Genomic DNA, 14,182 nt, shown 5'->3' on the forward strand with positions numbered 1-14,182 from the left:
CCGGTGCACAGCGCTTCGGCGCATGGCCCGACGGCGAACGCCCCGGCGCAGAGCGCACCGGGAGCCGCCCCGGCACCGAACGCGTCCAGGCGCGGACCGAGCGCGTGCCGCTGCCCCGGGAGGCCCGCGAAAATGCGGAAGCCGGCGCAGCGCTGTCGCACGAGGTGCTGCGGTCCCTGCTCGGGGCCTGGGCGCTGGCGGCCTGTTCGGCGGCGGAGACGGAGGCCGTCGAGGAGCACCTGGGCGACTGCGGGGGATGTGCGGACGAGGCGCGGCGGCTGCGTGAGGCGGTCGGGCTGCTGCACCGGCCCGAGCCGCTGGACGTCGACCCCACGCTGCGCACCCGCGTCCTGGAGACCTGTCTGAGCCGCCGCCCGCCGCGCATTCCGGTGCCCGACTGGGCCGACGCCTACGACGCCGAGACCGCCCGCCTTGACGCCCTGCTGCAGGACTTCGGCGACGCCGAGTGGCACGCGCCGGTCCGGCTGCGGTGGTTCGGGGCCGAGGGCGAGACCAGTCGCCGTACGACCGTCGCCGGGGTCATCGCGCATCTGCTCTCGGTGGACGGCCTGGTGGCCACCGCGCTCGGCCTGGAGGACCCGCTGACCGACGCCCTGGCCGCGCAGGCACGCGGGAGCGGCGGACCGGCCGAGCGGACCGAGGCGTTCTGGCGGGCCTCGCACTTCCCGCCCACCCGCCACGTCCGCGAACCCTGGCGCGACCAGAGCCACCGCCTCGTACGCACCGCGTCCTTCACCGGCGGCCGCGCCCGCGGCTTCGAGGTGTCCTACGGCGACTTCGCGCTCCCGCTGCACGACGCGATGCTGGACCGCGCCTTCGAGTGCTGGATCCACGCCGAGGACATCGCGAAGGCGGTGGACTATCCCTACGACCCGCCCGCACCCCGCCACCTGGGCAAACTGATCGACCTCGCGATCCGCACGCTCCCCGCCGTCCTGGCCGCCGCTCCCCAGGCACCGCCCGGCACCGTCCTGCTGGAGATCGAGGGCAGCCCCTACGGCAACAAGTACGTCATCCCCCTGGACCCCCGCACCCCCGACGCCGACCAGGTGGCCCAAGTAGCCCTGGACGGCGTCGAGTTCTGCCGCCTGGCAGCGGGCCACGTCTCCCCGGAGGAAGCAGCGGCGGGCCAGAAGGGCGACAGGGACGCGATCAGGACGGTCCTGACGGCAACGGCGAGCTTGAGCAGGATGTAGGAAACCTTCAGGCCTCCCACCCAAGGGGCGCGGGGCTGTATCGATGTGCGGCTACCGCCGCGTGGGCGCGATCAGCCACAGACAACCCGCACCCGCCGACGAACCCTCAGGCAAACACCACAGTCCGGCGCCCGTTAAGAAGAATCCTCCGCTCCGCGTGCCATTTAACCGCCCGCGCCAGCGCCTGACACTCCACATCCCGCCCCACGGCAACCAGCTGGTCGGGGGTCACCTCATGCCCCACCCGCTCGACCTCCTGCTCGATGATCGGCCCCTCATCAAGATCCGCGGTCACGTAATGCGCGGTCGCACCGATCAGCTTCACCCCCCGCTCATGCGCCTGGTGATACGGCTTCGCACCCTTGAAGCTCGGCAGGAACGAGTGGTGGATGTTGATGATCCGCCCGCTCAGCGCCTTGCACAGGTCGTCCGAGAGGACCTGCATGTAGCGGGCGAGCACGACCAGCTCGACCTTCTCCTCCCGCACCAGCTCCAGCAGCCGCGCCTCCGCCTCGGCCTTGGTGTCCCTGGTCACGGGGATGTGGTGGAAGGGGATGTTGTACGACCCCACCAGTTCCTCGAACTCGGTGTGGTTGGACACCACGGCCGCGATCTCCACGGGGAGCGCCCCGGTCCGGGCCCGGAACAACAGGTCGTTCAGGCAGTGCCCGAACTTGCTGACCATGAGGACGATGCGCATCTTCTGGTCGGCCCGGTGGATCTGCCAGTCCATGTGGAAGGCGTCACCGATGGCCGTGAAGCTGGCGCGCAGCTTGTCCACCGTCACCGGCGCCTCGGCCGTGAAGTGGACGCGCATGAAGAACAGACCCGTGTCGTGGTCGCCGAACTGCTGGCTGTCCTCGATGTTGCAGCCGGTCATGAAGAGATAGCTCGACACGGCGTGCACGATGCCCTTTTTGTCGGGGCACGAGAGAGTCAGGACGTACTGGTCCGCCGCACCGGCGGCGACGCGGCTGGGCTGCTCGTTCATGCGTCACACGATCTCACGCCGGACCGTCCCGGCGGGCGGGGTGTCCGGCAGACGGACCCACCCGGCTCCGACGGCGGCGGGACCTACGCGGACCTGGTCATGATCTGGAGCACCTCGAGGCTGCGCGGCGGCGCCTCCGGGTCGTCCGCGTCGCTCGTCGCGAGCCGCAGATGGGCGTCGCGCGCGGCCCGTACCGCCTCCGGCCAGCCGGGGTGGTCGAGGTAGGCGGAGACGGGGGCGTCCGGGCCGACCTGGTGCATGATCCGCAGGACCCGCAGCACGGCGGTGTCGACGAGCGCCGCCTCCTGCGAGTCCCGGAATATCGTGCCGACGTATTTCTCGGCCGACCAGTTGTCGAGCCAGGTGTCCTCCACCAGCCGGTAGACGGCGTCGGTCACGTCGCCGTACCCGGGCACACCGGCCAGCCAGACGTCGCGCTGGAACACCGGGTCGGAGAGCATGTGCAGCGCGGAGCGCACAGTGCAGCGCCAGCGCCACCACGGCATGTCGTTGAGTGGCATGCCGCCCATGGTGGTGGAGCGGCGGCCGCGACGGGAAGTGTTCTCCGAACCTTGCACGGTCAACGATCGTACGTTCCGCGTCCCGCGCGTCCCATTCGCCCCCGCTGTTCACCTCACTGTCACCCGCCGTCGACCGAGGGTCACCTTTGGGTTGGGAGCGTGAGGGAATCGTGCGTGTCCATGACCGGCAGGCGACTCCCCCGCGGCTTCTTCCGCTTCCCTCTCCCCCCGCGCACCCGCACCACGGCCCGGTACGCCGGGTCACTGGCCGTGTGCGCGTCCCTCCTCGCCGGGTGCGGGGTGATGAGCGGCTCGGACTCCGGGGACGACACGGTGAAGGTCATGACCTGGGCGCCGGAGAACACCAAGGCCACCAACAAGCCCGGCATGCCCGCCATGGCCGCCGCGTACGCGAAGTGGATCAACTCGCGCGGCGGCATCGGCGGCCGCAAGCTCCAGGTGCTCACCTGCAACGAGCGCAACGACAGCGTGGCGGTGGCCCGCTGTGCCCGGCGCGCGGCGGACGAGGGCGTGGTCGCGGTCGTCGGCTCGTACAGCCAGTACGGCGACTCCTACCTCGCCCCGCTGGAGGGGGCGGGCATCCCCTACATCGGCGGCTACGGCGTGACCAGCGACGAGCTCACCAGCCCGGTGTCGTACCCGGTCAACGGCGGTCAGCCCGCCCTGCTCGCCGGGCTCGGCCGGGCGCTGGCGGCCGACTGCGGCCCCGTCACGCTGGTCCGGCCCGACAGCATCGCCGGGGACGAGATGCCCCCGCTGTTCGACGCGGGCCTGAAGGCGGGCGGGCATCCGGAGGCGACCGACCAGCTCGCCGCCGACGACGCCACCGAGTACAGCTCCGCGTCCGACCGGGCGCTGCGCGGGGCGACCGCCGAGCCGGGGAACAAGGGGTGCGTGGTGCCCGCGCTCGGCGACCGCACCAACAACTTCATGGACTCCTTCCGGCGCGCCCGCACCGAGTTCCCCGGGGTGCGCACGGCGACCGTGCTGGGCAGCGTCGACCAGTCGCTGATCAACGCGACGGGCGGCGCGGACGGCCCGTACGAGGGGGCGTACGTCACCAGCTGGTACCCGGTGGCGTCCGATCCGCGCTGGAACTCGATGAAGAAGATCATCGACACGGAGGCGTTCGGGGACAACCGCATCGACCCGGCGGACGCCGGGGTGCAGACCACGTACCTCGCCTACACCGTGCTCAAGGCCGCCCTGGAGCGGATCGGGACCGGCGAGGTGAGCGCGGACACCGTGCAGCACACCCTCGACCACGGTCTGCGGGTGGGCACCGGCGGTCTGACCCCGACCCTGCACTGGCCGGACGAGACCCCGCTGGCGGCGGTCGGCTTCCCCCGTCTGGCCAACGCGGACGTGACCGTCCAGGTGGTGCGGGGCGGCAAGCTGGTCGCGGCGAAGCAGGACGCGGCGGGGGCCTCCACGGTCACCGACACGACCAGCACCCTGGAGAAGCTGGACGAGGGCAGGCTGTGACCTGAGCCGCGTCCGACGGCTGCGAAGGGCCCGGTGCCCGGGGATCACCCCCGGGCGCCGGGCCCTTTCCGTCACAGCTGGGTCGGCTGGCGCGTGGTGAGGCCGTACTTGCCCGCGATGGTGTTCCACAGCTGGGCGGCAGTGGCCTTCTGGGAGCTGGCGGTGCCGCTCGCCCGGTCACCGGCCTGCGTCTGGTTGGTCGTGCGGGCCCGGCCCTTGGGGCAGCCCCGCTTCCCGGCCGCCTGACCGGCCCAGGCCGCGTAGTGGTTGTCGGCGGAGGCGGACGCCTGCCAGGCCTTGGTCAGCGACTCCTTCAGCGCGGCGTTGTCCGGCAGCTTGTCCAGGGACAGCTTGCCGAGCCGGCCGACCAGGTCGGTGCGCTGCCGGGCGGCGTCGCGCAGATCGGTGGCGGCCTGGCCGAGGTCGCGGCAGGCCTTGATGTTCTCCACCGAGCGGATCACCTGGGCGCGGCTGTTGCCGCTGTCGGCGAGCACCTGGTCGAGCGCGACCGCCTGCTCCTTGGCCGGGTCGGCGCCCGCCGGGGCGGACGACTCGGTACCGGCCGGGGCCGAGGCGGCGGCCGGCGCGGGGTCCGGCTTCTTGTCGCCGCCGCCGCTGCTGAGCAGCGCGCCCGCGCCGATGCCGAGGACGACGATGCCGACGCCCACGGCCGCGATCACCGGCACCCGTGAGCCGGTGCGGCCGCCGCCCCGGCGGCCGTCGTCGTCCTCGTCCACCGGCCGGTAGACGGTCTCCAGCGGCGGCCGGTAGGCGGGCTGCCCGGAGATCACCGGGGCCTGGCCGACGGGCGCCGAGGGGACGCGCGGCATCTGCTGGGTGGCGCCCTCGGCGGCCTGCGGGCCGCGGAAGAGGTTGTCGAACTCGGCGGGCGGCTGCCGCTCGCCGTCGTCGCCCGGGTAGGGCGGGATGTACTGGGTGGCCGCCTCGGCGTGCGCGGGCTGCTGCGCCGGGCCGCCCATCTCGGGCGGCAGCGCGCCGCCGCTCACGGGGGGTATGTACTGGGTGGCCGCCTCGGCGCCGCCGCCGGGGACCGGGGGTATGTACTGCGTCGCGCCCTCGGGGCCCGCGCCGGGCACCGGGGGCATGTACTGGGTGGCGGCCTCGTGCATCGGGGGCATCGGCGCCCCGGCCCCCGGGTAGCCCTGCCCACCGCTCGCGTCACCGGCCGCCGGGTAGCCCTGCGCGCCGTTCGCGTCGCCGGCCGCCGGGTAGCCCTGCGCGCCGTTCGCGTCGCCGTACTGCGGGTACGCCTCGCCGCCGTACGACGGCGCCGGGGCACCCTCGGGCGGCATCGGGCCGGGACCGCCCTGCTGTTCGGGGACGGGCCAGTGCTGGGTGGCCTCGTGGGACCAGCCCTGGCCCTGCTGCGCGGCGCCCTGGCCGGGGCCCCACTCACCGCCCCAGGTCTGGCCACCGGGCGGCGCGGAGGGCGCGGGTACGCCCGTCGTGCCCGGCAGCACGGGCTCGCCTCCGTCGGAGGGCAGCACGATGCCTTCGTGCGCGGCTCGCGCCGAGGGCTCCTCGCCCTGTCCACTCTGCGTCACCGGGACTCCTGTGAATGGGGGACCTTCGGAATCGTCGGCTCACGCTACCGGGTCTGTCGAGCCCGATGCCACGCAGCTCAGGGCCACAGCGGCTTCCCTGTGACAGCCGTAACAAAACCTGCCCCCACCACGCTGTATTCGGCACCCGCGAGCGAAGCGGGTGCCGTTCACCGTCCCTTCACACCCGGACGGCCACGTGTTCAGGCCGCCTGGCGTACGTCGAGCCGCGCGCCGAACTCCCTTACCACCGCCTCCTCCCGGAACGGTTCGAGGCGCTGCTGAAGGTCCGTCAGATACTCGGCGCCCCGGTCGGAGCGCAGGGTCTCCAGGAGTTCGACCGCCCTCATGCCGGTCTGGCACGCCTGCTCGATCTCGCGCCGCTGCACCTGGGCGGTGGCGAGCAGGACGTAGCCGATGGCGCGGCGCCGGGCCCGCGACTCCGGGTGCCCGGCGAGCGACTGCTCGGCATAGCGGGCCGACACCTCCGGACGGCCGAGGTCGCGGTGGCAGTGCGCCAACTCGTCGGCCAGATACGCCTGGTCGAAGTGCGCGATCCACGCCGGGTCGTCACCGTCGGCCGCCTCCGCGCGCTCCAGCGCCGCGATCGCCCGCCCGGAGGCCGTGTCGGCCGAGCGGCCGTCCCCGAGCAGCGCGTGCCCGCGCGCCTCGGCCGCGTGGAACATCGACTCCGCGCGCGGGGTCACCCGGCCCCGGGCACCCTCCTGCGCGGCCCGCGCCAGCTGGGCGATCTCGCGCGGGTTTCCGAGCTGTGCGGCGAGATGGCTCATGGAGGCGGCGAGCACATAGCCGCCGTAACCGCGGTCACCGGCCGCCTGCGCCAGGCGCAGCGACTGGATGTAGTACCGCTGGGCCAGGCCCGGTTGGCCGGTGTCCACGGCCATGTACCCGGCCAGCTCGGTCAACCGGGCCACGGCGGAGAAGAGTTCGCGCCCGACCGCCTCCCGGTACGAGCCCGCGAGCAGGCCCGAGACCACGCTGTTCAGGTAGTGCACGACGACCGGGCGCACATGCCCGCTGCCGTAGGTGTGGTCCAGGCCCACCAGTGCCTCGGTCATGGAGCGCACGGCCGCCACGTCGGAGCGGCCCACGCGCGGGCCCGCCTGCCGGGCCACCGCCGCGTCCGGCGCGGAGATCAGCCAGTCACGGCTGGGCTCGACGAGCGCGGAGGCGGCGACGGAGGAGCCGGACAGGAAGTCACGCCTGCCCACGTCGCTGCGCCACAGCTCGCAGACCTGCTCGATGGCCCCCAGTACGGTCGGCGAGAACTGGAGACCCACGCCCGAGGCGAGGTTCTTGCCGTTGGCCATGCCGATCTCGTCGATCGTGACCGTACGGCCGAGCTTGCGGCCGAGTGCCTCGGCGATGACGGCCGGGGCGCGCCCGCGCGGCTGCTGGCCACGCAGCCAGCGGGCCACGGACGTCTTGTCGTAGCGCAGGTCGAGACCGTGCTCGGCGCCGCACATGTTGACGCGCCGGGCCAGCCCCGCGTTCGAGCACCCCGCTTCCTGGATCAGTGCTTGCAGCCTTTCGTTCGGCTGCCTCGCCACTAGCGGCCTCGCGGCCATCCGCTACCCCCTGCGAAACCCTGGAGCGTGAAGATCCGGCCGGACGATCCGGTCGATTCAGATCACTGCCCAGTCGACATAACGTCAATGCGCGACATGTGCGGTTTGCCGGGGTAAAGGCGGCGGCCTCTCCCCCGGGACGGGTCCGGCGGCGCCCACCGCGCCTGCTTCCGGTCCCTCGGGTGGCTACCCGCGCCACGCCCCCGACCCTCCCGCGCGCCCCCGAACATGCCCCCATGCGCCCCAAATGCCGGGCCAATGCTCCTCCCCCGCGCGCGGCCCGGCCGTAACCACCGTCCGGCGGGGGAGTTGAGTGGATCGTGACCGACACGACCGCGGGCCCCGGGGCCGCCCAGATTCCGCACCAGCGCACGGAGTCCCTGCTGGAGACCGCCGTGCGCTACGCCGACGAGCGGCGCTGGGACGTGGTGGCGGGCAGCTGGCTGGAGACGATCGGCGGGCTGCTGTTCTGCTCGTGCGGGGACGGCTCCTGCCCCGCGCCGGGGGCGCATCCCACCCGGCCCGACTGGGCGACCCTGGCCACCCGCAGCGTGCGGGCGGTGCGCGGGATGTGGCAACGGCGGCCGACGGCGTCGATCCTGCTGCCGACCGGCCGCACCTTCGACGCGCTGTCCGTCCCGGAGGGCGCGGGCCTGCTGGCACTGGCCCGCATACAGCGCATGGGCCTGATTCCCGGCCCGGTGATCCGTACGACCGACCGCCGGGCCCAGTTCTTCGTGCTGCCCGGCGGCGCCGCGAAGGCGCCCGACCTCCTGCGCAGGCTCGGCTGGTACCCCGCGTCCCTGGACCTGAGCTCCCTCGGCGAGGGCCGCTACGTCACCGCCCCGCCCACCCGTGTCGGCACCAGGGGCGCCGCCCAGTGGGCCGCCCCGCCGACCCTGGCCAACCGCTGGCTGCCGGACGCGGAGGAGGTGATCCCGGCACTCGCGTACGCGTGCGGACGGGATCGCTGATCGGCGGGCTGATCGGCGGGCTGTTGGACGAGTGGGCCGGGCCCCTCACCAGGAACGCCCAAGTCCCCTTAGGGTTTCGGCATGACCGAGGCAGCAGTGCGGATACGGGGACTCTGGAAGCAGTTCGGGCAGCATGTCGCGGTCGGGGGAATCGATCTCGACCTGCCCGCCGGGAAGTTCATCGGACTGGTCGGTCCCAACGGAGCGGGCAAGACCACCACCCTGTCCATGGTGACCGGGCTGCTCCGGCCCGACCAGGGCAGCGTGGAGATCGCCGGACAGGACGTCTGGCGTGACCCGGTGGCCGTCAAGGCCCGGATCGGGGTGCTCCCGGAGGGGCTGCGGCTCTTCGAGCGGCTGTCCGGGCGGGAACTGCTCGGCTACTCCGGGCGGATGCGCGGGCTGCCCGGCGCCGAGGTGGACAAGCGGGCGACCCAGCTGCTCGACGTGCTCGACCTGGCCGGGGCCCAGCACAAGCTGGTCGTCGACTACTCGACCGGCATGCGCAAGAAGATCGGACTCGCCGCCGCCCTGCTGCACAACCCCGAAGTGCTCTTCCTGGACGAGCCGTTCGAGGGCGTGGACCCGGTCTCCGCGCAGATCATCCGGGGCGTCCTGGAGCGCTACACCGCCTCCGGCGCCACCGTCGTCTTCTCCTCGCACGTGATGGAGCTGGTGGAGTCGCTGTGCGACTGGGTGGCCGTGATGTCCGCCGGACGCATCCGCGCCACCGGCCCCCTGGCCGAGGTGCGCGGCGAACACCCCACGCTCCAGGCCGCCTTCCTCGAACTCGTCGGCGCGCACGACCGCGCCACCGGATCCGACCTGGACTGGCTGGGCGGCGGTGCCCCGCGATGACCGCCCTGACCCCCACCCTCGTCCGTCTCAAGCTGTCGCTGCTGCGCGGCGGGCTGCGCCAGTCGGCGGGCCGCCGGGCCGCGTTCGTCTGCTCGACGGTCGCCGCGGTGCTGATCGGCCTGCTCCAGATGACGGGCCTGATCGCGCTCGGCGGGTTCGCGCACGTCGAGAACGTCGTGGTGATCGGCGCGGCCGTGCTCGCGCTCGGCTGGACCGTGATGCCGCTGTTCTTCCCGAGCGGCGACGAGACGATGGACCCGACCCGGCTGGTGATGCTCCCGCTGCGGCCCCGGCCGCTGGTCCGCGCCCTGCTCGCCGCCTCGCTGGTCGGGATCGGCCCGCTGTACTCCCTGCTGGTGCTGACCGGCTGCGCGGTGGCGCTCGCGCACGGTCCGGCCGGGTGGGTGGCCGCCGTGGTGGGGCTGCCGCTCGCGCTGCTGGTGTGCGTGGCGCTGGCCCGTACGGTCGCGGCGGCCAACGTACGGCTGCTGACCAGCCGCCGGGGCCGGGACCTCGCGGTGCTGAGCGGGCTCGTCATCGCCGTCGGGGCGCAGCTGCTCAACTTCGGTCTGCAGCGGCTGGGTTCGTCGTCCGGGCTCGAACAGCTCGGCCCGGTGGCCGACGTGCTGTCCTGGGTGCCGCCCGCCTCGGCGCTGGCCGCGGTGCACACGGCGAGCACGGGGGCGTACGGCGTCGCACTGGCCCAACTCGCGCTGTCCGCAGCCGCGTTGGCGCTGCTGATCGCGACGTGGGCGCGCAGTCTGACCCGGCTGATGACCGCCCCGGACGGCTCCACGCTCCAGGGCGCCGACACGGACGCGCCCGACCGCGCCTCGGCGGGTCTCCTCGGCCGCTTGCTGCCGGGCGGCCGCACCGGTGCCGTCATGGAACGCACCCTGCGCTACATCTGGCGCGAGCCCAAGACCAAGGCGGCCTGGGTCACCTCGCTGGCGATCGGGCTGATCGTGCCGGTGTTCAACGCCGTGCAGGGCACCGGGTCCGTCTACTTCGCGTGCTTCGCCTCGGGGATGCTCGGGATGCAGATGTACAACCAGTTCGGGCAGGACTCCTCCGCCTTCTGGATGGTCGCCATGACCATCTCCTCGCCCCGCGACGCCTACGCCGAGCTGCGCGCCCGCGCGCTGGCCCTGCTGCTGATCACCCTGCCGTACGCGCTGCTGGTGACCGGGGTGACGACCGCGATCCTCGGCGACTGGGACCGGCTGCCGGAGGTGCTGGGGCTGTCCCTGGCGCTGCTCGGCGCGATGCTGGCGACCGGGGCGTGGACGTCTGCGCGGTTCCCGTACTCGATCCCGCAGGAGGGGCACCGGAATGTCGCCCCGGGGCAGGCGGGGCTGGCCTTCGCGGCGATCTTCGGGGGCATGATCTCCGCTGCGCTGCTGTGTGCGCCGGTTATCGCTGCGGTGATCTGGCTGAATGTCGCGGAGGGGGGTGCGGGGTGGTCGTGGGTGCTGCTGCCGCTGGGGGCGGTTTATGGGGCGGGGTTGACTGTGGCGGGGTTGCGGTTGGCTGCGCCGCGGACGGTGGGGCGGTTGCCGGAGATTCTGGTGGCTGTCAGTCGGGGCTGAGGGGGCGGTTTCTGTGGTTGTCCGGGTGCGGCGCCGTGGGGGCTGGTCGCGCAGTTCCCCGCGCCCCTAAAAAACACCAGTTCCCGCGCCCCTAAAGGCAGGCCAGTCCCCGTGTCCCCAAAAAACAACCAGCCCCCGCACCCCTGAAAAACGCTCAAGCCAAACCCCTCAAGAACGGCTCCACCGCTCTTCTCCAAGCCGCCGGCTGGTCGTAGTGGATGAGGTGGCCCGCGTCGGTGATTTCGGCGTACTCGCCTCGGGGGAGGACGCGGACCATTTCCTGGGCCTCGGCGCGGCCGAGTTCGCCGTCGAGGCCGCGGACGACGAGGGTGGGGCAGGTGACCTGGGCCAGTTCTTCCCAGTGGGCGTCGTGGACCCAGGTCTCGCGGGTGCGGAGCATGCGTTCGGGCTCGAAGACGGGGCGCCAGCCGTCCGCGCACTCGTGCATGACCTCGGCGTAGAACTCGCCGCGGGTGGGGCTCGGGCGCTCCAGGCGGGGGTCGTCCTCGCCGAACCATCTGCGGACGTCCGCGAGCGTGGCGAAGGGCACCGGCCAGGAGCGGAACCACTCGTCCCACTCGCGCTGCGAGGCGGCGCCGAGCGCGGAGGCGCGCATGTCGCAGATGACGAGCCCGCGCACGAGGTCGGGGCGGCGGGCGGCGAGCTGCCAGGCCGTCAGGGCGCCCATGGCGTGGCCGATGAGGACGGCGGGGGCGAGACCGAGCTGTTCGAGGGCGGCCTCGGCGTCCGCCACGTAGTCCTCGCGGGTGCAGGCGGCCGCCGGAGGGTGTTCACTGCGGCCGTGGCCTCGCTGGTCGAGCGCCACGGCCCGGTCCCGCTCCGCGAGCCAGCGGGCGGTGGCCGCCCAGTGCGAGGCGCGGCCCATCAGCCCGTGGAGCAGCAGCACGCCGGGCATGGCGGAGTCGGCTCCCTCCTTGGGCGGGTCCGCGAACTCCCAGGCGGCCAGCCGTACGCCGCCCGCTCCTGTCACGTCGATACGCCGTGCCATCGCCTGGCACCCCCCAGCCTTGCCTGCCTCGTACCGGTGTACTGCCCTGCCGTTGTCGTATGCCGTGGTCCGTCGTCCTGCTCTCGCAGACTATCGAACTGCTATTCGAACATCGGGTATGTGCGAGGAACACCCCTCGTTCGAGTGACACCAGAAGAGGAATGATCGCCACCGCCGAGGGGATCTTCTCTGGCGAGGGGGGCGGACCGCTCGGGGAAAAACGGTCCGAGGGTGACCCTGGGAGCTCGGGGCTCCGGGTCACCGTCCGGGGAGGTGAGACCCCGGCGCCGCGGCGGCGCCGGGGTTCTCTTTCGTCCGGCGTTCGTCTCAGCGCTTGGCGACGAAGACGTGCGAGGCGACCTCCGAGGCCAGCTCGGCGGCCTCGCCGCCACTGCCGACCAGGACACCGCCCGCCGACTCGGTCACGCTCACCACGGAGCCGGGCTGCACGCCCGCCCGCCGCAGCGTGTACATCAGCTGCGCGTCCGTCTGGATCGGCTCCCCGATCCGGCGGACGACGACCGTCTTGCCGTCCTGGCCCGGGTCCAGGTCGGCCAGCGAGACCATGCCCTCGTCCAGGAACGGGTCGGCGCCGTCCTTCTCGCCCAGCTCCTCCAGACCCGGGATCGGGTTGCCGTACGGCGACTCGGTGGGGTGGCGCAGCAGTTCGAGCACACGGCGCTCGACCGCCTCGCTCATCACGTGCTCCCAGCGGCACGCCTCGGCGTGCACCTGCTCCCACTCCAGGCCGATGACGTCCACCAGCAGGCACTCCGCGAGGCGGTGCTTGCGCATCACCCGGGTGGCCAGCCGGCGGCCCTCGTCGGTCAGTTCCAGATGACGGTCGCTGGCCACGGACACGAGTCCGTCCCGCTCCATGCGCGCCACCGTCTGACTCACGGTCGGCCCGCTCTGGTCGAGCCGCTCCGCGATGCGGGCGCGCATGGGGACAACGCCTTCCTCTTCCAGTTCGAGGATGGTGCGGAGATACATCTCCGTGGTGTCGATCAGACCGGACATACGTGCCCCTCGATTACCTCTGCCGGAGGCTCACCGCTCCCCGGCGCGTGCGCTGGCCCAGACCTCAATTCTGCCGGATACCACCGACAACCGTGCCGCCCCGGCGAAACCGGCGTACGGCGGGGGCCTGGCACGGGGGAAACGGGACGGTGTCGCGTCACTCGACCCCGGCGGGGCCGGGAAGCCCCCGTCACCCGCGCAGCCGACTCCCGCACAGGACAGCCGCCGAACCGCCGGAGGCACCCCGTATTGACACCGAGATGGTCCAGACCGCACCGTGATCCGCGACACCGAGCGCGAAGGGGCACCGGATGAGTGACGGCACGCCTGCCGATCTGTTCTTCGACGCCGCCGCGGAGCTGTTGCGGCGGGTGCGGGAGGAGGAGGGTGGGGCCATCGCGGAGGCGGGGGTCCTGCTGGCGGACACGGTGACGGACGGGGGGCGGCTGTTCGCGTTCGGGGCCGGGCACTCCTCGCTGGCCGCGCAGGACGTGGTCTACCGCGCCGGCGGCCTCGCCCTGATGAACCTGCTCGCCGTGCCCGGAGTCGTCGGCGTCGACGTCACCCCGGCCACCCTCGGCTCCGCCCTGGAGCGGGTCGACGGCCTCGCGAGCGCCGTACTGGACAGCTCACCGGCCCGCGCCGGGGACGCCCTGGTGATCATCTCCCTGTCGGGCCGCAACTCCCTGCCCGTCGAGATGGCGCGCGGCGCCCGGGAACGCGGCCTCAGGGTCATCGGCGTCACCTCCGTCGCGTACGCCACCGAGACCGCCTCCCGGCACGCCTCCGGCACCTTCCTCAAGGACCACTGCGACGTCGTGCTCGACTCGAAGATCGCGGTCGGCGACGCGGAGCTGAGCCTGGACTCCGTACCCGCCCCCTTCGCCCCCGCCTCCACGGTCGTCACCTCGGCCCTGATGCAGGCCGTGATGGCCACCGCAGCCGCCGAACTGGCCGGACGCGGCATCGAGCCCCCGCTGCTGCGCTCCGGCAACGTCGACGGCGGCCACGACTGGAACACGCGGATCATGGAGAAGTACGGCGACCGGATCTTCTACCGGCACTAGCCGGAGACACCGGCGTCGGCCGGAGACACCGGCGCCAACCGGAGAAGTCGGCGCCGGCCGGATATCCCGGCGCTAGCCGCGGACCGCCGCCGCCAGATCCAGCGCCGCCCCGATCCGCGCCGCCACCTCCTCCGCGTACGCCACGTCGGACCGGTCGAACCGTCCCCGCCCCGGCCCGCGCAGGAAGGTGAGGACGCCCAGCGTGCGGCCCCGGCTGCGCAGTACGGCGCAGAGCGCGTGCGCGGTGTCGGCGGGCCACAGCCGGGCCCGCGCCCACTC

At 73.0% G+C, this 14,182-nt stretch carries 13 protein-coding genes; 6 read left to right on the forward strand and 7 right to left on the reverse strand.

The window, feature by feature from the left end:
- Positions 1 to 104 precede the first annotated feature (104 nt).
- A complete protein-coding gene (locus GTW40_RS05915; protein WP_343245621.1) occupies positions 105 to 1,217 on the forward strand; it encodes a zf-HC2 domain-containing protein in 1,113 nt (370 codons plus the stop codon).
- A gap of 106 nt (positions 1,218 to 1,323) precedes the next feature.
- Here the strand turns inward: GTW40_RS05915 and purU are convergent, their stop codons facing one another.
- Both purU and GTW40_RS05925 read right to left on the reverse strand, forming a co-directional pair.
- Positions 1,324 to 2,208 carry a formyltetrahydrofolate deformylase gene (gene purU / locus GTW40_RS05920; RefSeq protein ID WP_161179089.1) on the reverse strand — a complete coding sequence of 295 codons (885 nt, stop codon included), beginning with the start codon at positions 2,206 to 2,208 and terminating at the stop codon, positions 1,324 to 1,326.
- Positions 2,209 to 2,291: 83 nt separating this feature from the next.
- On the reverse strand, positions 2,292 to 2,792 hold the full coding sequence (locus GTW40_RS05925) for a hypothetical protein (RefSeq protein WP_161179090.1): 501 nt from the start codon (positions 2,790 to 2,792) through the stop codon (positions 2,292 to 2,294).
- Between the two features lie 117 nt (positions 2,793 to 2,909).
- Between GTW40_RS05925 and GTW40_RS05930 the strand changes: the two genes are divergently transcribed.
- Positions 2,910 to 4,235, forward strand: coding sequence for an ABC transporter substrate-binding protein (locus GTW40_RS05930; RefSeq protein WP_161179091.1), 1,326 nt, complete (start codon positions 2,910 to 2,912; stop codon positions 4,233 to 4,235).
- A gap of 71 nt (positions 4,236 to 4,306) precedes the next feature.
- On the opposite strand, the gene GTW40_RS05935 is transcribed toward GTW40_RS05930, so the two are convergent.
- Together GTW40_RS05935 and GTW40_RS05940 are read right to left on the reverse strand one after the other, a co-directional pair.
- Positions 4,307 to 5,800: a hypothetical protein gene (locus GTW40_RS05935; protein WP_161179092.1), complete on the reverse strand. Its 1,494-nt coding sequence runs from the start codon at positions 5,798 to 5,800 to the stop codon at positions 4,307 to 4,309.
- 200 nt (positions 5,801 to 6,000) lie between these two features.
- Positions 6,001 to 7,386, reverse strand: coding sequence for a transcriptional regulator (locus GTW40_RS05940; protein ID WP_161179093.1), 1,386 nt, complete (start codon positions 7,384 to 7,386; stop codon positions 6,001 to 6,003).
- A gap of 320 nt (positions 7,387 to 7,706) precedes the next feature.
- Between GTW40_RS05940 and GTW40_RS05945 the strand changes: the two genes are divergently transcribed.
- The 3 genes from GTW40_RS05945 (at position 7,707) to GTW40_RS05955 (ending at position 10,807) form a co-directional block, all read left to right on the forward strand.
- Positions 7,707 to 8,360 (forward strand): bifunctional DNA primase/polymerase, encoded by a 654-nt coding sequence (locus GTW40_RS05945; protein ID WP_161179094.1) that lies wholly within the window; start codon positions 7,707 to 7,709, stop codon positions 8,358 to 8,360.
- 81 nt (positions 8,361 to 8,441) lie between these two features.
- Positions 8,442 to 9,218: an ABC transporter ATP-binding protein gene (locus GTW40_RS05950; protein WP_161179095.1), complete on the forward strand. Its 777-nt coding sequence runs from the start codon at positions 8,442 to 8,444 to the stop codon at positions 9,216 to 9,218.
- A complete protein-coding gene (locus GTW40_RS05955) occupies positions 9,215 to 10,807 on the forward strand; it encodes a transporter (RefSeq protein ID WP_202485454.1) in 1,593 nt (530 codons plus the stop codon). The genes GTW40_RS05950 and GTW40_RS05955 overlap by 4 nt, the downstream gene beginning before the upstream one ends.
- A gap of 154 nt (positions 10,808 to 10,961) precedes the next feature.
- On the opposite strand, the gene GTW40_RS05960 is transcribed toward GTW40_RS05955, so the two are convergent.
- Both GTW40_RS05960 and GTW40_RS05965 read right to left on the reverse strand, forming a co-directional pair.
- A complete protein-coding gene (locus tag GTW40_RS05960) occupies positions 10,962 to 11,816 on the reverse strand; it encodes an alpha/beta hydrolase (RefSeq protein ID WP_161179096.1) in 855 nt (284 codons plus the stop codon).
- Positions 11,817 to 12,143: 327 nt separating this feature from the next.
- Positions 12,144 to 12,836 carry a metal-dependent transcriptional regulator gene (locus GTW40_RS05965; RefSeq protein ID WP_161179097.1) on the reverse strand — a complete coding sequence of 231 codons (693 nt, stop codon included), beginning with the start codon at positions 12,834 to 12,836 and terminating at the stop codon, positions 12,144 to 12,146.
- Between the two features lie 311 nt (positions 12,837 to 13,147).
- On the opposite strand from GTW40_RS05965, the gene GTW40_RS05970 reads away from it, so the two are divergent.
- Positions 13,148 to 13,903, forward strand: coding sequence for an SIS domain-containing protein (locus GTW40_RS05970; protein WP_161179098.1), 756 nt, complete (start codon positions 13,148 to 13,150; stop codon positions 13,901 to 13,903).
- Positions 13,904 to 13,975: 72 nt separating this feature from the next.
- Here the strand turns inward: GTW40_RS05970 and GTW40_RS05975 are convergent.
- The coding region (locus GTW40_RS05975; RefSeq protein WP_161179099.1) for a GAF domain-containing protein at positions 13,976 to 14,182 on the reverse strand (207 nt) is incomplete at its 5' end.

The sequence above is a fragment of the Streptomyces sp. SID4985 genome (assembly GCF_009863025.1).
GTDB lineage: Bacteria > Actinomycetota > Actinomycetes > Streptomycetales > Streptomycetaceae > Streptomyces.